Annotated in this window: 17 protein-coding genes; 10 read left to right on the top strand and 7 right to left on the bottom strand. The window is 65.6% G+C overall.

Translation table 11 applies throughout. The annotated features are described in order from the left end of the window. Window positions 1-30: 30 nt before the first annotated feature. The 5 genes from J4O76_RS06225 to J4O76_RS06205 all read right to left on the bottom strand — a co-directional run bounded on the left by J4O76_RS06225 (window position 31) and on the right by J4O76_RS06205 (window position 5,196). Window positions 31-1,395 carry a HAMP domain-containing sensor histidine kinase gene (locus tag J4O76_RS06225; RefSeq protein WP_426280880.1) on the bottom strand — a complete coding sequence of 455 codons (1,365 nt, stop codon included), beginning with the start codon at window positions 1,393-1,395 and terminating at the stop codon, window positions 31-33. A gap of 24 nt (window positions 1,396-1,419) precedes the next feature. Beyond that, the gene (locus tag J4O76_RS06220; protein WP_426281108.1) at window positions 1,420-2,139 is read right to left on the bottom strand and encodes a response regulator; all 720 of its coding nucleotides are present in this window, start codon (window positions 2,137-2,139) and stop codon (window positions 1,420-1,422) included. A 67-nt stretch (window positions 2,140-2,206) separates the two neighbouring features. Next, window positions 2,207-2,719 (bottom strand): EF-hand domain-containing protein, encoded by a 513-nt coding sequence (locus tag J4O76_RS06215; protein ID WP_426280879.1) that lies wholly within the window; start codon window positions 2,717-2,719, stop codon window positions 2,207-2,209. A gap of 126 nt (window positions 2,720-2,845) precedes the next feature. Beyond that, complete coding sequence (locus J4O76_RS06210) at window positions 2,846-3,622, bottom strand: thioesterase family protein (RefSeq protein ID WP_426280878.1); 777 nt, start codon at window positions 3,620-3,622, stop codon at window positions 2,846-2,848. Continuing rightward, complete coding sequence (locus J4O76_RS06205) at window positions 3,619-5,196, bottom strand: class I adenylate-forming enzyme family protein (protein ID WP_426280876.1); 1,578 nt, start codon at window positions 5,194-5,196, stop codon at window positions 3,619-3,621. Before J4O76_RS06205 ends, J4O76_RS06210 begins: the two co-directional genes overlap by 4 nt. A 74-nt stretch (window positions 5,197-5,270) precedes the next feature. Here J4O76_RS06205 and J4O76_RS06200 point away from each other — a divergent pair, with 74 nt between their 5' ends. From J4O76_RS06200 to J4O76_RS06185, 4 genes are all read left to right on the top strand, one after another. Continuing rightward, the gene (locus J4O76_RS06200; protein ID WP_426280875.1) at window positions 5,271-5,885 is read left to right on the top strand and encodes a glutathione S-transferase family protein; all 615 of its coding nucleotides are present in this window, start codon (window positions 5,271-5,273) and stop codon (window positions 5,883-5,885) included. 93 nt (window positions 5,886-5,978) lie between these two features. After that, complete coding sequence (locus J4O76_RS06195; RefSeq protein WP_426280874.1) at window positions 5,979-6,710, top strand: hypothetical protein; 732 nt, start codon at window positions 5,979-5,981, stop codon at window positions 6,708-6,710. Further along, a complete protein-coding gene (locus J4O76_RS06190) occupies window positions 6,692-6,919 on the top strand; it encodes a hypothetical protein (RefSeq protein WP_426280873.1) in 228 nt (75 codons plus the stop codon). Before J4O76_RS06195 ends, J4O76_RS06190 begins: the two co-directional genes overlap by 19 nt. 463 nt (window positions 6,920-7,382) lie before the next feature. Beyond that, on the top strand, window positions 7,383-8,684 hold the full coding sequence (locus J4O76_RS06185; RefSeq protein ID WP_426280872.1) for a spinster family MFS transporter: 1,302 nt from the start codon (window positions 7,383-7,385) through the stop codon (window positions 8,682-8,684). Window positions 8,685-8,768: 84 nt separating this feature from the next. Here the strand turns inward: J4O76_RS06185 and J4O76_RS06180 are convergent, their stop codons facing one another. Together J4O76_RS06180 and J4O76_RS06175 are read right to left on the bottom strand one after the other, a co-directional pair. Then, entirely contained in the window at window positions 8,769-9,053 is a 285-nt protein-coding gene (locus J4O76_RS06180; RefSeq protein WP_426280871.1) for a hypothetical protein, read from the bottom strand. 212 nt (window positions 9,054-9,265) lie between these two features. Beyond that, complete coding sequence (locus J4O76_RS06175) at window positions 9,266-10,510, bottom strand: TetR/AcrR family transcriptional regulator (RefSeq protein ID WP_426280869.1); 1,245 nt, start codon at window positions 10,508-10,510, stop codon at window positions 9,266-9,268. A gap of 156 nt (window positions 10,511-10,666) precedes the next feature. Here J4O76_RS06175 and J4O76_RS06170 point away from each other — a divergent pair, with 156 nt between their 5' ends. The 6 genes from J4O76_RS06170 (at window position 10,667) to J4O76_RS06145 (ending at window position 16,634) form a co-directional block, all read left to right on the top strand. Next, window positions 10,667-11,950 carry an acyl-CoA dehydrogenase family protein gene (locus tag J4O76_RS06170; protein WP_426280867.1) on the top strand — a complete coding sequence of 428 codons (1,284 nt, stop codon included), beginning with the start codon at window positions 10,667-10,669 and terminating at the stop codon, window positions 11,948-11,950. Window positions 11,951-12,079: 129 nt separating this feature from the next. Next, a complete protein-coding gene (locus J4O76_RS06165) occupies window positions 12,080-13,162 on the top strand; it encodes a Zn-dependent alcohol dehydrogenase (protein ID WP_426280865.1) in 1,083 nt (360 codons plus the stop codon). A gap of 17 nt (window positions 13,163-13,179) precedes the next feature. After that, window positions 13,180-14,223: a phosphotransferase family protein gene (locus tag J4O76_RS06160; RefSeq protein WP_426281107.1), complete on the top strand. Its 1,044-nt coding sequence runs from the start codon at window positions 13,180-13,182 to the stop codon at window positions 14,221-14,223. A 119-nt stretch (window positions 14,224-14,342) separates the two neighbouring features. Next, window positions 14,343-15,107, top strand: coding sequence for an SDR family oxidoreductase (locus tag J4O76_RS06155; RefSeq protein ID WP_426280864.1), 765 nt, complete (start codon window positions 14,343-14,345; stop codon window positions 15,105-15,107). Window positions 15,108-15,120: 13 nt separating this feature from the next. After that, window positions 15,121-15,918, top strand: a complete 798-nt coding sequence (locus J4O76_RS06150) for an SDR family NAD(P)-dependent oxidoreductase (protein ID WP_426280862.1) — start codon at window positions 15,121-15,123, stop codon at window positions 15,916-15,918. Window positions 15,919-16,019: 101 nt separating this feature from the next. After that, complete coding sequence (locus J4O76_RS06145) at window positions 16,020-16,634, top strand: superoxide dismutase (RefSeq protein ID WP_107952266.1); 615 nt, start codon at window positions 16,020-16,022, stop codon at window positions 16,632-16,634. The last annotated feature ends 118 nt before the right edge of the window (window positions 16,635-16,752 follow it).

The following is a 16,752-nucleotide window of genomic DNA, read 5'->3' as shown; positions in this document are numbered from 1 at the left end:
CTCCCCGGAGGGGAGAGGGAGTAGAAGGAGTTAGCGTGGTAGTTCGATGATCGCGTCGAGGCCGCCGCCAGCCTGGTCTGACGGGGCGCGGTTCACCAGGCGAATCTCTCCACCGGCCTCGCGCACGATCGCGCGGGCCAGCGCCAGCCCCAGCCCGATTCCCCCCGTCTCCCGGTTGCGCGAGCTCTCAAGCCGCGTGAAGGCGTCGAACACGTCGCCCATCCGGTCCTCGGGAATGCCCGGGCCTTGATCGGCCACCACGATGGCGACGGACCGCGCTCCAGCCTCAACCCGCACCTCCGCCGAGACGCCATACTTCACCGCATTCTCGATCAGGTTGCGCACCGCGCGGCGCATCAGCGACGGCCGCAATCGCATCCGCAAGCGGTCCGCCTCGACGAAGCTCACCTCGCTGCCGATGTCGCGAAAATCCTCGACCACTGCATCGACCAGCGCCGCCAGATCGACATCGGTCGGCGGTTCGCTCGGCCGTCCCAGCCGCGCCAGCGACAGGATGTCGTCGAGCGTCCGGTTCATTTCCGCCACCGTATCGATCATCTTCGCGCGATCGGTGTCGTCCTCGACAGACTCGATCCGCACCCGCAGCGCGGCGAGTGGCGTGCGCAGATCATGCCCGATCGCGCCGAGCATGCGGTCCTTTTCGTCGAGCATGCCCGTCACACGAAGCCTGAGCGCGTTGAACGCGGTGATCAGTGCGGCGACGTCGTCGGGCCCTTCCGCCGGCATCGGCGCGCCGGGTTCGCCGGGTCGGAACCGCTCCGCCGCGACGCGCAGGTCGCGTAGCGGTCGCGACAGTCGGCGGACGATCCACAGCACCGGCAACAGGACGATGATGTAGAGGATCGCGGTCTGGCTCAGCAACGCGAACAGCAGACGCGCGCCGGGTTGCGGCCACGGCGCGGTGATCGTCAGCCAGCCGCGGCCGGGTTGTTCGACCGCGATCAACAGCGTGGCGCCATCGCGCTCGCCGCGGCGGATCCCCGCACGGCGGCGATTGTCGCGGTCGCTGTCGTCGTCGAGCGTCGAGGGCTGGAGCCCGGTATCGATCCGCCCGACCGTCACGCCCTGATCCGCGAGCTGGCGGCGAAGTTCGGCGGCGACCTCGGGATGGCGCTCGTCTCCGATCCGTCGGATCGGATCGGCGGGAAGACGGCGGACGCGGCCGCGATCCGCGGTCAGGGGACGCCCGCCATGCGCCTCGCGGTCGAGCGCATCGGCGATCCGGGTCGCGACCGGGCGGGTCGCCTGCGAAAGGCGAAACTCGATCCGATCGCGCAGGACCAGACCGAAGTTGATCGCCTGCGCGACGAACAGCGCGAGCGCGATCAGCAACGCCATCTGCCCGGCCAGATTGCGCGGCCACGGGCGGGTCATGAGCGTAGGATCACGGGCGCGCGATCACAGGCGGGTCACTTCGGCGGCCAGCGTATAGCCGCCGCCCCAGACCGTCTTGATTAACTCGGGCGTCTTGGCATCGGTCTCGATCTTGCGTCGCAACCGGCTGACCTGATTGTCGACCGCGCGATCGAACGCGGCCGCCTCACGCCCCTGAGTCAGGTCGAGCAACTGGTCGCGGGTCAGCACCTGGCGCGGTCGCGTGACGAGTGCGAGCAGCAGGTTGTACTCGCCGGTCGACAGCGGCACCGAGACGCCCTCGCGATCGATTAGAGCGCGCTCGCCCGATTTCAGGACCCAGCCGGCGAACCCGTAGGAACTGCTCTCTGGCGCATGCTGGCGCGATCCGCCCGCGGTCGCGCGCCGCAGCACAACCTTCACGCGCGTCGCCAGTTCGCGCGGCGAAAACGGCTTCACGACGTAATCGTCCGCGCCCATTTCCAGTCCGACGATCCGGTCCGTCTCCTCCGCGCGCGCGGTCAGCAGGATCACCGGTACGTCGCTGGTCGCGGCGATGTGGCGGCACAGCGACAGCCCGTCCTCGCCCGGCATCATGATGTCGAGGATGACGAGATCGATCGCATACGCCGTCAGCCTAGTCCGCGCTGCCTCAGCATCGCCCGCCTGCGTGACACGAAACCCCTGCTTGGTGAGGTACACGGCCAGCGGCTCGCGGATCGAGCGCTCGTCGTCGACGAGCAGCAGGTGCGGCATATCCCCCATCGGGGCAGTGTCTAGCATAGCGGCTGTCCAGGGGAAGCACCGACGCCCGATGCTTCCCCTCATCCAATTATTGAGCAGGTGCAGGTGCGGGCGGGGTCACGCCGTCGCGGCGTTCGCGCCGGTCGACGTGGCGCATCTCGGCGGCGTTGGCGCGCTCGGTCGCGTCGATCGTGCCGTCGTGATTGGCGTCCATCCGGTCGAACCGCTTGAGCGCGCGCGCCTCGAATTCGTCGCGCGTCACGCTGCCGTCGCCGTTCGGGTCCATCCGGCGCCCCATGCCGTCATGCTTGCGACCGCCCGGCGGCGGCACGGGGACGTCGCGACCGCTGGCGACCATCCGGTCGTGCAGCGCTTCGCGATAGGCGCGCATCTCGCCGCCGGTCACGCGGCCGTCATGATCGGTATCCATCTGTGCGAAGCGGGCGTCGGCCTGCGCGATCGCTTCCGCGCGCGTGGCGAGGCCGTCGTGGTTCGCATCCTGACGCATCGGTAGGCGCGGTGTCGCGGGGGCGGTTTGCGCGCCGGCGGCGGACGTGATCGCGCTGGCGGCGAGCATCAAGGTGAGGACGGTCTTGCGCATGTCGGTCTCCGGCGGAGTGGGACGAATTCCCATCGAATGACCGTCGTTCTAAACCCCGGTTGTCGCAGGGTTTTGCCGCCCCTTCACCAATGTGTCGTAAGATATGTCAGGCGCGTGCTAGTCGGACTAGGCGAAGATCGCGACGTTCTGCATCTGTTCGGCGACCGGCGTGCCGTCCGCGTTCCAGATCGCCATCTGCTGGCTGGAACTGCCCTCGCGCACGTAATCGGTGGTCGCGCGGAGCAGCCACCAGCCCTCGCGTGTCACCGGCTGGGGACCCAGGATATTGAGCAGCCACGTCATCGAACTGAGCGGGGCAGGGCCACCGAGCAGTTTCAGCGCGGACGGCGGCAGGCAATCTGCCACCGCGACGAGCTCGACCATCGGATCGAGCCCGTCACGCTCGGCCAGCCGCACCCACCGCAGCCACTCCGCCGGCCCGACGCCGTCATCCCGCCGATCGAGCAGGTCGAAGTTCCGCGAGAACGCGACCGCACTCGTGCCGCGAAACGTCCGCGTATCCGGGCCTGGCATCGGGAAGTCGGGCGCGCTGCCGGTCTGGTGATCCACGCGCGAGGCGACCGCCCCCATGAACACGAACGTGGCGCGTAGCCCGAGCCCGGCCTCGCTCTCGACATCCGCCTGGACGAACGCGGCGTTGCGCCCGCGCCGCAACCGGGTCGCGCGGATGACGATGTCACCGGAGAGGGGCCCGATGAAGGATACCTGCGCGGATCGCAGCGGCGGCAGATCGACGTCCGATTTCTGCGCGGCATGCAGCGCGAGTGCGGCGGAGAAGCCCCCATAAGCGGTGCGGCCCTGCAACCAGTTCTCGGGCACCGTCCCGCGCCAGCCGCCCTCGATCGGCTCCAGTGCGTCGATCGCCTGTTTCAGACTGGTCATGCGGCGGCCGCTCCCAGCCTGTCGCGAAGTTCGCGCTTGAGCACCTTGCCGATCGCGCTGCGAGGTAGCTCGTCGGCGACATGGAGCGCGGACAGGCGTTGCGTCTTGCCGAGCTGGCCGTTCACCCAAGCGAGGATCGCGGGGGCATCCTCGATTACGCCATCCCGTCGCACGTAGAAGCCTACCGGCGTCTCACCCCATGCCTCGGATGACACGCCGATCACGGCGCAGTCCGCGACCGCAGGGTGCTGGGCGAGCACCGCCTCCAGATCCGAAGGATAGATATTGAATCCGCCCGAGATGATAAGGTCCTTCTTCCGGTCCATCAGCGTGAGGAAACCGTCCGCGTCGAACCGCCCGACGTCGCCGTGGCGAATGTAGCGGTTGCCGTCGGCGTCATGCCATTCGGCGTCGCGCGTCGCCTCCGATCGGCCGTGATAGCCGTTCATCATCGCCGGGCTGCGACCGACGACTTCGCCCATCTCGCCAGGCGCGACCTCGACGCCGTCATCGTCGATCAGCCGGATCTCGTGGCCCGGCATCGGCTGGCCGACGGTGTGCAGCTTGGTCGGGTTGGCGGTTGCGTTGAGCGCGCAACTCGCACCGCCCTCGGTCATGCCGTAGAATTCGACGAGCACCCCCGGCCAGCGTGCGACGACATCGGCCTTCAGTGCTGCCGAGAAGGGCGCGCTGGTGCTGGTCTTGAAGCGGAATGCCGACAGGTCGAAGTCGTCGAAGTCGGGCAGCGCCATGATCCGCTGATACTGCACCGGAACCAGCATTGTATGCGTCGCATGGTAGCGCTGGGCGAGTTCAAGATACGCGCGCGCCTCGAACTTCCCCATCAGCACGACGGTGCCGCCCCAGCCGAGCGTCGGCAGGAAGCTCACCAGCGTGGTGTTCGAATAGAGCGGCGTCGCGATCATTGTCACGGCGGTGTCGAACCCTGCGGCAGTGTTGCGCGCGATATGCGCCCAGCGCATGGCGTGGCTCTGGACGATGCCTTTCGGCATGCCGGTCGTACCGGACGAGTAGATGATATTGAACGGGTCTTCGGGAGCGATTGTGACGGGGTTTGGCTTGGTCTCTGGAGGAGTGAGCCACGCATCAAAAGATTGTTCTCCCGCGAAGGCGGGAGCCCAGCCTGGGCTCCCGCCTTCGCGGGAGAACACGACAGCGTGAGCCGACAGTGGTTGCCCGTTCAAAGCCCGAGCATTCTCCGCATCGAGGAAGACGACCGGCGCGCCACTATCCGCAATCATCGCCGTGATCGCCGCTGGCGTAGCGGACGGCGCGATCGGTGTCGCGACGCACCCCGTGCGTACCGCACCAAGGAATATCGCCGCATACTCGGTCGTCGGCGCGGCAACGATCGCCACCGCCGTACCCGCCGCAACCCCGTCGCGCTGCAACGCCGCCGCTATCCGGTCCATCATCGCGTCGAGCGTTCTATAGTCGATGCTACCCTGCGCATCGGAAACGGCGACACGATCTCCCCGTTCCAGCGCGTGCGCACGGATCAAATCGGGGAGGGTGGCGAAGCCCGTGGCGAGCATGTCTGCGGCGGTCGTCATGCGACGCATCGCTAGGCGAACGCGTCCGGCAATGCCATACGGTATATTCGAAAACAGATGCCGAGGAGACGCTCTTGCTGTTCTACGATAGCGCACTGCCCGCGCCCAACCCGCGCCGCGTCCGCATCTTCCTCGCCGAAAAGCATGTCCGCGTGCCCATGGCACAAATCTCGATTCCCAAGGCTGAGCACAAGGCCGAGCCGTTCCTGGCGGTCAATCCGCTCGGCCAGACGCCTGCGCTGACGTTCGACGACGGCCGCGTGCTGACCGAGAGCGTCGCGATCTGTCGCTACTTCGAGATTCTCCATCCCGACCCGCCAATGTTCGGCCACGGCGCGCACAACATTGCGGAGATCGACATGTGGACACGGCGGATCGAACTGCGGCTGATGACGCCGTTGTCGATGGTCTGGCTGCATACGCATCCCTGGACCGCACGGATCGTCCAGCCGCAATATACCGAGTTCGGTGAAAGCCAGCGCCCGCGCGTTCTCGCCGCAATGGCGGAGTTCGACCGCGCGCTCGCCGGTCGCGACTGGCTCGATGGCGAGCGCTACACGATCGCCGATATCGTCCTGCTCACGACGATCGACTTCGCCAAGTTCGTCGGCATCGCGATACCCGACGATCTCGAACATCTGAGGGCATGGCATGCCCGTGCTTCCGCCCGACCGAGTGCCCAAGCGTAACCGGCGCAGTTAACCAACTCGTTTCACACGATAGAAGTCCTTCCTCTGCTATCTCCGGCGCGGGACAGGCCGTGCCCGCAGGGGAGAAATTGAGTGCACAAGCTGATCGTCTTTGCGGCATTGTGCACGCTACCCACCGCCATAGCCGCGCAGGATGCGCCGACGGATGCGCCGACGGATGCGGCGATCGTCGTGCCGGCGCATACCGAGATGGTATTGCGTCTGGACGAGGAGATCGCGTCGGATCGCGCACGAGTCGGACAACCCGTCGCGGTATCCGTTGCGCGGGACGTGATCGTCGATGGCGCGGTGTTGATCCCGCGCGGGGCCCCCGGCGTTGGTGCGGTGACCTTCAGGACCGGCAAGGGCGCGTTCGGCAAATCCGGCAAGCTCGATATCGAACTGCGCTCGGTCGAAGTTGCTGGTCGCAGCGTGCCCGTCGTTGGTCGCTATCACGCCGCCGGAGATGGCCGGACCGGCGAGACGATCGGCACCATCATCGTCGGCGGCGTCGTCGCGGGGGCGTTCGTCACTGGGCACAACGCCGTGTTCGAGGAAGGGCGCCAGTTCACCGCGTTCACCGGCGAGGCGACCCGTATCGCGCGCCCGGCGATACGCATGGCCCGGTACACGCCACCGGCAATGTCCTTTACCCGAGGCCCGGCCTTAGTGTCGCCATCCTCCGCGACCGTGGCCTATAGTCCACCGACCGCGATGGCCATTCCACCAGCCTACGTAGCCGATGGCAGTCTCGCCCAAAAATTGGCTGCCGCCCAACCCGTCCGCGGTGGCGATCCGCGGCTGGGATGGACGATCAGCGACTAACGTCCGGCCTGCACCGCCGTCTGCCCGAGCAGCGGATTCTTCGCTTCGTCGGCGCTGGGCTTGATGCTGTCGTCGATTGCCTTGCCATCTCGTACGCGGCGATCGCCGCCGGCCGAGCCGCAATCGCCGCAATCGCCGCGATCGTGAGGTCGGGCCCGGCTTCTTCTAGAAGCAGTGGGATCTCGCCGCGTTTGGCGGGGGCCGATTAAATAAGTCAGTCTTCGGAATGCTCCAGCGATCGTGTTGCGTGGGTGGCGAGGCAGGGGCGGTGGCGGGCAAGCTGGACGCCACGAGGGATTCCATTCCTAGCGGGAGCGATAAGGAAAATACGCTTTGCAACGTCGCGAATCTATGCGAGGGGAGCCGCATACCCGGTATTCAGATTGCCCGGACGCTCCGCTCCACTGGTGACGCGGAGACGAGCCCGGCCACGACGTTGGAGAGGGGATAAGGCGGAAGAGCGACCCAAACGAGGACGCATCTTCCGCCGTCCTTCTCACGAAACACCGGTAACGCCTTCAAACCCATAAGACATTGCTTCGTAGCGGTAATGTCGCTCGTCATACACATGCCGTTGGCTCGTCGCAGGTCGGCCAGGAATGCAGCTTTAGCTTGTCTGGTACGCCTCAATTGACCTAGCCTAAGGCCTGTTTAGATTTTGAGGTATTGCCGATGGCCGCAGCGTATCAGTCCCATCCCGAGATCGCCGACGCATTGGCGATGAAGCGACGGGGCCTGACGCTCGCGCTGCTCACCTTCACCTATTTCTTCAGTTACATGGACCGCCAGATCCTCGCGATTCTGCTCGAGCGGATCAAGGCGGACCTGCTGCTGACCGATACGCAGCTCGGGCTGCTGTCCGGACTCGTGTTCGCGATCTTCTATGCGACGTTGGGCATTCCGGTCGCACGGCTGGCTGATCGGACCAGCCGCCGTAACATCATTGCCGCCAGCCTCACGATCTGGAGCGCGATGACCGCGTTGTGCGGGCTTGCGCAGAACTTCACGCAGCTGATGCTGTTCCGGATCGGCGTCGGCATCGGCGAGGCGGGGTCAAGTCCGCCCAGCCATTCGATCATCGCCGACCTGTACCCGCCCGAGAAGCGCGCGAGTGCGATGGCGGTGTATTCGCTCGGCGTGGTGCTCGGTGCAGGGTTCGGTACGCTGATAGGCGGGGTCGTCGCGCACAGCTATGGCTGGCGGATCGCGATGATGACCGTCGGACTGCCGGGGATCGTCCTAGCCGTTCTCGTCCGTCTGTTCATGGTCGAACCTCGCCGCGGCCTTTCCGATGCGGCGCGCGCGGTGGCGATGCCGATGCCGAGCGTGGCGCAAGGGTTCGCGTCGATGTGGGCGAGTGCCCCGGCGCGTCATCTGGTGGTCGGCGTCACGCTGACGTCGATGATTGGCTACGCGCTGACCGGCTGGGGACCTAGCTACATTCAGCGCTCTCTCGGCATCTCGATGCTCGACATTTCGCGCTACATTGCGTTGCCCGGCGCACTGTTCGGGGCAATCTCCGCGTTGGCGGGCGGCAAGATCGCGGACGTGCTCGCCAAGCGTCACGGGCTCCACGTCCAGGCCTGGGTGGTTCTGGTGATGAAGGGCTTGTCGCTCCCGTTCGCGCTCGCCTTCTACCTGATCGACGCGCCGGTAGTCGCGATCGGCAGCTATTTCGTCTCGCTGATCTTCGCCAATTCGTATCTCGGGCCAAGCTTTGCACTGATCCAGCATCTCGCGCCGCTGCAGATTCGCGCGATGTGGGCGGCGATCACGTTGCTGGTGATCAACCTCGTCGGGTTGGGGCTCGGGCCGACGTTGGTCGGCTGGCTCAGTGATCTGTTGAAGCCCGGATTCGGAGAGGATTCATTACGTTATGCGCTGATTATCATCGTGTTGATGACGCCGTGGGCGTTGTTCCACTACTGGCGCGCCGGGGTCCTGCTCAAGCGTGCCGAGGACGCTGCGAGGTAACTGTCCCTTCCCTCGTCATCCTGACGAAAGTCAGGACCCAGGGTCACAAGGGACGGCGTTTGTAACTCTGGGTCCTGACGTCCGTCAGGATGACGGAGGGCGGCGGTTGCGTCGGGTGGACCGACCCTGCTCCAACATCCACGCCAGCGTCGTTTCGCGGTCGTCGAACACCGCCATGTCGTCGCGCACCGATGCGATCCGCTTGACCTGCAGCCGCGCGAGCTTGCCGTCGGTATACAGCGCCACCTTGCGCGATTTCAGCCGCATCGACACAGCGACGCGTTGCAGCATCGCGATCACCTCTTGCGGCTGGATCGCGGACTTGGAGAAATTGCAGAGCAGCATGTGGCGCTTGCCCGTCGCCAGCATGCGCAGTCCCTAGCGCTCCAGGTCACGCAGGAAATCCTCGACACGCGCGATCGTCCAGAACCCGCACGCGTCGACCTTGATGATTCCCGTCGCCAGATCGGTCGTGATGGTGTGCATGCCGCCTCCGTAGAGGCTTAGGATCGACGGTCGGCGGTTAACGCGGCGTGATCAAACCGTTCCTGCTGCATCCCGCACGGATCTGGGGAGCGCGCTTAGGCCTTCGCGATCCGATCGTCGAACAAGCCGTACATCAGCGTCGAGGCGTACATCGCGATCGCCCGTTCGCGCGGCATCGTCGAGGCCCATTTCCGCATGTCGAACGCCGCGTTCTGTAGCGCCATCAACGCTTGCGCCGCGATCAGCGCATCGACCGCGCGAATCGAGCCTTCGCCGATCCCGTCCATCATCATGCCGGCATAGCGTCGCGCGATGCCGTTCGAGCGATCGACCATCGCGTTGCGCACGCCGACCGGCAGGCCGCTCAGCGCGGTGGTGCGCAGCAACGGCCCGCGTTCGGCGAACTGCACGTCGAGCAAGGTCGCGACGGTACTCGACAGCTTGTGCCAGTAGCTGCCGCCCTCCGCCTCGCCGCGGCTCTGCGCATCGGCGATCGTGTCGAAGCTGCGGCGGTAGCACGCGATGACGAGATCGTCCTTCGCATCGAGATGGTGGTAGAAACTGCCCTTGGTCACGTTCAGCTCGGACGCGATCTTCTGCACCGACGCACCGCGATAGCCGAGTTCGTTGATCAGGCGCGTCGCGGCGAGCAGGAACGCCTCGCGGCCCGGCTCTGCCTCGTCATGGCTTAGGTCGAGCAGGGTAGGGGACCATTTGGCGTTCTTGCCCGCTATGCCGTGCGCGAACACGTCCATCAGCCGTTCCTCGACCCGGCCGTACTGATCGGGCTCGTAGCGCGTGAGCCAGATCGGCAGCCAGAACGTGTTTTCCAGAAGCACGTGCGCGCGTGCGCCGTTGAGATCGGTCTGCGCGCGCGACGAAGTCGGCCCCCACAACAGCCGCGTGCGACGGAACACTTCGCGCCAGCCCGCCATCAGGCGGCCGCGCATCGGCTCTTCGGTTGCGCGCAGATCGGAAAGGACGGCAAACGCCTTCTCCTCGCCGCGCTGGATCCGCCCGAGCCGGTCCATGTTGAGCGCGAGATAGCGCCGAACGCGTTCCTCCGGCGTCGCTTCTTCCGCCGCGACGTCGAGCATCGCGATCAGCGATTCGAGCGTGTTCTCGAACGCCGCCGCCGCGAGGTCTTCCTTGCGCTTGAAATAATAGGTAACGCTCGTCGTGTTGAGCCCGACGCGCCGCGCGACGTCCGCGAACGTCATGCCCTTGGCACTCTGTTCGTTGATCGCTTCTGCCGCCGCGGCGAGGATCGCGTCACGCTTCGCACGGAAGCGCTTGGTCCCCTGTTCGCTCTCGTCGCTGGCCTCTGCCGGAACCTTCATCGAAACACCCTAACAGCTTCGATTTGAAGATACAGTGCTTTTTAGGCGCTTTCAGGGCGGACTTGAAAACATGCTTTCCAGGCCCCTCCACACGCTTTACCGAATGTGCGGTATGGTCTACCTCGCCTTCAAAGCGATGACGATTGGAGAGCCCGCATGGATTTCAGCTTTAGCGAACGAGAGACGTATTTCCGGGATCGGGTCCGGGATTTCATCGACCAGAATATTCGCCCGCGACAGGCCGATTACGACCAGCAGGCGCATGAAGGCGAGCGCTGGAAGGTGATTCCGGTGATCGAGGAGATGAAGGAGAAGGCCAAGGCTGCCGGGCTCTGGAATTTCTTCATGCCGCCGCATTCGGGCCAGAGGCACGTCGACGATTCGTTCGAATTCGAAGGCACGCAGCTCACCAATCTCGAATATGCGTTATGTGCGGAAGAGATGGGCAAGATCGGCTGGGCGAGCGAGTGCTTCAACTGTTCGGCGCCCGATACCGGCAACATGGAGGTGTTTCACCGCTATGGCACGCGCGACCAGAAGGAGGCCTATCTCGGCCCGCTAATGCGCGGCGAAATCCGCTCGGCGTTCCTGATGACCGAGCCCGCGGTGGCGTCGTCGGACGCGACCAACATCGAGACGTCGATGGTGCGCGACGGCGATCACTACGTCATCAACGGCACCAAATGGTGGTCGAGCGGCGTCGGCGATCCGCGCTGCAAGATCGCGATCGTGATGGGTAAGACGTCGTTCGAGGGTTCGCGGCATCAGCAGCAGAGCCAGATCCTCGTGCCGATGGATACGCCCGGCGTGACGATCAAGCGCATGCTGTCGGTCTACGGCTATGATCACGCGCCGCACGGGCACGGCGAGGTGGTGCTCGAGAACGTCCGCGTGCCGGTCGAGAACGTGCTGCTCGGTGAGGGCCGCGGATTCGAGATCGCGCAGGGGCGGCTTGGGCCGGGTCGTATCCATCACTGCATGCGCACCATCGGCGTGGCCGAAACCGCGATCGAGGCGATGGCGCGGCGACTGCTCGACCGGGTCGCGTTCGGCAAGCGGATCGCGGACTTCTCGGTGTGGGAAGAGCGCATTGCGACCGCGCGCATCGACATCGAGATGACTCGTCTGCTGTGCCTCAAGGCGGCGGACATGATGGACAAGGCGGGCAACAAGTCCGCGCAGATCGAGATCTCGATGATCAAGGTCGCCGCGCCGAACATGGCGCTGCGGATACTCGACGACGCGATCCAGGCGCATGGCGGCGGCGGGGTGTCGGGCGATTTCCGGTTGGCGCACGACTGGGCGGCGATGCGGACGCTGCGGTTCGCGGACGGTCCGGACGAGGTCCACAATCGCTCGATCGCGCGCAACGAGTTCGGGAAATACGGCGACTTCCGCAAGGGCGGCGTGTCGAGTGGGGATGTCGGGGTGAGCCGGTAAACCCTCGTTCGTCCTTCTTTCTTCGTCATCCTGGGCTCGACCCAGGACCCAGAGCCACAAGGGCAGCGCTCTTGGCTCTGGGTCCTGACTTTCGTCAGGATGACGGTCTCGTTTCGGAGCGCCCTACCCATGAAAGCCGCAGTCCTTTTCGAAGCCAACACCCTGCTCAGCATCGAGGATGTAACCATCTCGAAGCCGACCGCGCACGAAGTCCTGATCCGCACGGTCGCGGTTGGCGTGTGCCGGTCCGACCTGCATTTTGTCGACGGCGCCTATCCGCACGCGATGCCGACGATTCCGGGGCATGAGGCTTGCGGTGTGGTCGAGGCGATCGGCGACGAAGTGCGCGGCGTGAAGGTCGGCGACCATGTCGTGACCTGTCTCTCGGCCTTCTGCGGTCAGTGCGAATTCTGCGTCACCGGCCGGATGTCGCTGTGTATCGACGCCAGCGTTCGCCGTCCCAAGGGTGCGGCCCCCCGCCTCATGCTCGGCGACCGACCGATCGCGCAGATGCTCAACCTCAGCGCCTATGCCGAGATGATGCTGGTCCACGAACACGCGTGCGTCGCGATCGACCGCGACATGCCGATGGACCGTGCGGCGCTGCTCGGCTGCGCGATTACCACCGGGGCAGGGGCGGTGTTCAATACCACCGACGTGACGCCGGGCGAGACGGTATGCGTGGTCGGCTGCGGCGGCATCGGCCTCGCGGCGGTCAACGCGGCCAAGATCGCCGGCGCTGGGAAGATCATCGCGCTCGATCCGGTCCCCGAGAAGCGCGCGATGGCGGAAAAACTCGGCGCGACGCACAGCATCGATGCGCTGTCCGACACCGCGGCGGACGAGGTCGTCGCGATCACCAAGGGCGGCGTGCACCACGCGATCGAGGCGGTCGGGCGTGCGCAATCGGCGGCGACCGCAGTCAAGGTCCTGCGTCGTGGCGGCACCGCGACGATCCTCGGGATGATGCCGCTCGGCGAGAAGGTCGGGCTATCGGCGATGGACCTGCTGTCGGGCAAGCGGTTGCAGGGCGGCTTCATGGGCTCGAACCGCTTCCCGGTCGACATCCCGCGGCTGGTCGATTTCTACATGCGCGGTTTGCTCGATCTCGACACGATCATCGCCGACCGGATGCCGCTGGAGCGCATCAACGACGCGTTCGACGAACTCCGCCGCGGCGACACGACACGCAGCGTGATCACCTTCTCGTGAGCGATGCATCGACCAGCATGGTCGGCACGATCGAAGTCGGCGACAAGGACCGTCTCGACCTCGACACGCTCGGCACATGGATGACCGCCAACGTGCCCGGCTATGCCGGCCCGCTGACCTACGCGAAGTTCGCCGGCGGCCAGTCGAACCCGACCTACCGCCTCGACACGCCGGATCGCGCCTACGTGCTGCGCCGGAAACCGTTCGGCCCGATCCTGCCGAGCGCACACGCCGTCGACCGCGAATACCGCGTCATCGCGGGTCTCCATCCCACCGGCTTCCCGGTGCCTCGGCCCTATGGTCTCTGCGAGGACGCGGCGGTCATCGGTTCGGCCTTCTACGTCATGGAGATGGTCGAAGGGCGGACGATCTGGGACGGCGCGATGCCCGGCGCGACCCCGCCCGAGCGCACTGCGCATTACGAAGCGATGGTCGACACGCTCGCCGCGCTCCACAACACCGATTACGCGGCGGCCGGGCTCGGCGAATACGGCAAGCCCGGCAATTACTTCGAACGCCAGGTCGGCCGCTGGACCAAGCAATATCGCGCTGCCGAGACCGAGCATATGGACTCGGTCGAACGCCTGATCGAATGGCTGCCGCGTACGCTGCCCGAGCAGACGCGCACCTCGATTGTCCACGGCGACTACCGCATCGACAACATGGTCTTCGCGCCGTCCGAGCCGAGGGTTATCGCGGTGCTCGACTGGGAGTTGTCGACGCTCGGCGACCCGCTGGCGGACTTCTCGTATCTGTTGATGAGTTGGGTGACCGAACCCGAGGGGCGCTCGGGCGTACTCGGGATGACCGGGCCGGAGACGGGCATTCCGACGATCGAGCAGGTTGTAGACCGCTATTGCGCCGCCACTGGCCGTGACGGCGTGCCTGATCTGAACTGGTATTTCGCCTACAACCTCTTCCGGCTGACCGGCATCGTCCAGGGCATCAAGAAGCGCATCATCGACGGCACTGCTTCTAGCGCTCAGGCGGAGAAGACGGTCGCGAAGATCCACGGGTTGGCGGATGCTGCCTGGGGGTTCGCGGTGAGGGCGGGGGCCTGATTCCCCTCCCGCTTGCGGGAGGGGTTAGGGGAGGGGCTGACCTTCCCCGGCATGAAACGTTGCGGAAAGATCGGGCCCTCCCCCGACCCCTCCCGCAAGCGGAAGGGGAGCAGAAGACAATGTCGCCATTCGACCTGACCGGCATGGTCGCCATCGTCACGGGATCGTCTCGCGGCATCGGCTTGGCGTCCGCACGCGAACTGGCGGAACACGGCGCGAAGATCGTGATCTCCAGTCGCAAGCAGGACGCTTGCGACACCGTCGCGGCAGAACTCAACGCCACATACGGCGACGGCACCGCGATCGCCATCGCCGCCAACATCTCCGACAAGGCCGGCCTCCAGCACCTCGTCGACCAAACGCGAGCCAAGTTCGGCCGGATCGACATCCTCGTCTGCAACGCCGCCTCGAACCCCTATTACGGCCCCCAAGCCGGCATCGCCGACGACCAGTTCCGCAAGATTCTCGACAACAACATCGTTTCCAACCACTGGCTGATCCAGATGGTCGCGCCCGAGATGCTGGAGCGGCGCAGCGGCAGCATAATCATCATCTCGTCGATCGGCGGGCTGCGCGGTTCACCGGTGATCGGCGCCTACTGCATCAGTAAGGCCGCCGACATGCAGCTCGCGCGCAACCTCGCCGTCGAGTTCGGTCCGTCCAACGTCCGCGTGAACTGTATCGCGCCGGGCTTGATCAAGACCGATTTCGCCCGCGCCTTGTGGGAAGACCCGCAGCGGATCGAGGCAGCAAGCACCAGCGTGCCCCTCCGCCGGATCGGCGAACCCGAGGAGATCGCCGGGGCAGTCGTCTTCCTGGCGTCGTCGGCAAGCAATTTCATGACCGGCCAGACGATGGTCATCGACGGCGGCGTCACGATCTAAGGGAGAAACTCGCATGCGTTTCGAGAACAAGTCGATCATCGTCACCGGCGCAGGCTCGGGCATCGGCCGGGCCGCCGCGCTCCTGTTCGCGAGCGAAGGGGGCAGGGTCGTCGTCGCCGACAAGACCGAGGGCGCGGACGAAACCGCGCACCTGATCACGCAAGCCGGCGGTACAGCCAAGGCGATCCGCATCGACGCCGGGCTCGAAGACGACGTGATCCGCACGATCGCGCTCGCCTGCGACAGCTTCGGCGGGCTCGACGTGATGTTCGCCAACGCGGGGATCTCGGGCGGCATGGCGAACCTGTTCGACACCGACGTCGCGCTGATCACCGAGGTATTGCGCGTCAACCTGATTGGCCCCTTCCTCGCGATCAAGCATGCCGCGCCGCGCATCGCCGAGCGAGGGAAGGGCGCGATCGTCCTCACCGCCAGCGTCGCCGGCATCCGCTCCGGCGCCGGCTCGCCCGCATACTCTGCGTCAAAGGCCGGCGTCATCAACCTCGCCGCGGTATCCGCGCAACAACTCACCGGCTCGAACGTCCGCGTCAACGCGATCTGCCCCGGCCTGACCGAAACCGGCATGACGAAGCCCGTGTTCGATTACGCACGTGAGGCGAACAAGATGGACCGCGTCGGTCGCCTCAACCCGCTCCACCGTGGCGCGCAGCCCGAGGAGCTCGCCAAGGTCGCACTGTTCCTCGCCTCCGACGACGCGAGTTACGTCAACGGCCAGGCCATCGCGGTCGATGGCGGTCTTTCGTCGAGCCACCCGGTGACACGGCAGGAATACGGCAGGACCGCCGCCTGATCCTGCGTCGGAACACGCCGGGTACGCTTGCGTAACGACTTCACGGGGAGCATTTGGAGCCCGCGGGCGTTGAGCGTCCGACCCCATAAAGGAGAACCCCCATGGCTTTCGAACTCCCACCGCTGCCATACGCCTATGACGCGCTCGAGCCGGTGATCGACCAGGAAACGATGAAGTTTCATCACGACAAGCATCACGCGGCGTACACCGCGAAGCTGAACGAAGGCGTCGAGAAGGACTCTGCGCTGGCGGGCAAGTCGATCGAGGACATCCTCGGCATGATCTCGTCGCAGCCGCCGCTGGTCCGCAACAATGGCGGTGGTTTCTGGAACCACGACTTCTTCTGGAAGACGATGGCGGCCAAGAACGGCCAAGCACCGTCGGGCAAGCTCGCCGAGGCGATCGATCGCGACTTCGGCAGCCTCGACAAGCTGAAGGAAGAGTTCAATACCAAGGGTGCGGGGCAGTTCGGCTCGGGCTGGGCGTGGCTGATCGCGGATGCGAGCGGCAAGCTGAAGGTGACGAGCACGCCGAACCAGGACAACCCGCTGATGGACGACGCCAAGGAACCCGGCACGCCGTTGCTCGGTAACGACGTTTGGGAGCACGCGTACTACCTGACGTACAAGAACGATCGTCCGGGCTATCTGAAGGCCTGGTGGGACATCGTGAACTGGGACGTCGTCGGCGAGCGCTACGCGAAGGTTGCGGGCTGACCTGAATTCCCCTCCCGCTTGCGGGAGGGGCTAGGTGAGGGCGCGACGTACGTACCGGCGTCCGGTTCGTTTGGTCAGGCCCTCCCCCGACCCCTCCCGTGAACGGGAGGGGAGTAGG

Origin of the sequence: Sphingomonas sp. NFX23, from assembly GCF_049887795.1 — a bacterium.
Lineage (GTDB): Bacteria > Pseudomonadota > Alphaproteobacteria > Sphingomonadales > Sphingomonadaceae > Sphingomonas.
The sequence above is the reverse complement of the archived record's forward strand: the minus strand, read 5'-3'. Positions and strand labels throughout refer to the sequence as shown.

Coding starts and splice junctions, on each gene's coding strand:
- J4O76_RS06225 (WP_426280880.1), bottom strand. CDS start 1,395: ATGACCCGCCCGTGGCCGCGCAATCTGGCCGGGCAGATGGCGTTGCTG.
- J4O76_RS06220 (WP_426281108.1), bottom strand. CDS start 2,139: ATGGGGGATATGCCGCACCTGCTGCTCGTCGACGACGAGCGCTCGATC.
- J4O76_RS06215 (WP_426280879.1), bottom strand. CDS start 2,719: ATGCGCAAGACCGTCCTCACCTTGATGCTCGCCGCCAGCGCGATCACG.
- J4O76_RS06210 (WP_426280878.1), bottom strand. CDS start 3,622: ATGACCAGTCTGAAACAGGCGATCGACGCACTGGAGCCGATCGAGGGC.
- J4O76_RS06205 (WP_426280876.1), bottom strand. CDS start 5,196: ATGACGACCGCCGCAGACATGCTCGCCACGGGCTTCGCCACCCTCCCC.
- J4O76_RS06190 (WP_426280873.1), top strand. CDS start 6,692: ATGGACGATCAGCGACTAACGTCCGGCCTGCACCGCCGTCTGCCCGAG.
- J4O76_RS06185 (WP_426280872.1), top strand. CDS start 7,383: ATGGCCGCAGCGTATCAGTCCCATCCCGAGATCGCCGACGCATTGGCG.
- J4O76_RS06180 (WP_426280871.1), bottom strand. CDS start 9,053: ATGCTGGCGACGGGCAAGCGCCACATGCTGCTCTGCAATTTCTCCAAG.
- J4O76_RS06175 (WP_426280869.1), bottom strand. CDS start 10,510: ATGAAGGTTCCGGCAGAGGCCAGCGACGAGAGCGAACAGGGGACCAAG.
- J4O76_RS06170 (WP_426280867.1), top strand. CDS start 10,667: ATGGATTTCAGCTTTAGCGAACGAGAGACGTATTTCCGGGATCGGGTC.
- J4O76_RS06165 (WP_426280865.1), top strand. CDS start 12,080: ATGAAAGCCGCAGTCCTTTTCGAAGCCAACACCCTGCTCAGCATCGAG.
- J4O76_RS06160 (WP_426281107.1), top strand. CDS start 13,180: ATGGTCGGCACGATCGAAGTCGGCGACAAGGACCGTCTCGACCTCGAC.
- J4O76_RS06155 (WP_426280864.1), top strand. CDS start 14,343: ATGTCGCCATTCGACCTGACCGGCATGGTCGCCATCGTCACGGGATCG.
- J4O76_RS06150 (WP_426280862.1), top strand. CDS start 15,121: ATGCGTTTCGAGAACAAGTCGATCATCGTCACCGGCGCAGGCTCGGGC.
- J4O76_RS06145 (WP_107952266.1), top strand. CDS start 16,020: ATGGCTTTCGAACTCCCACCGCTGCCATACGCCTATGACGCGCTCGAG.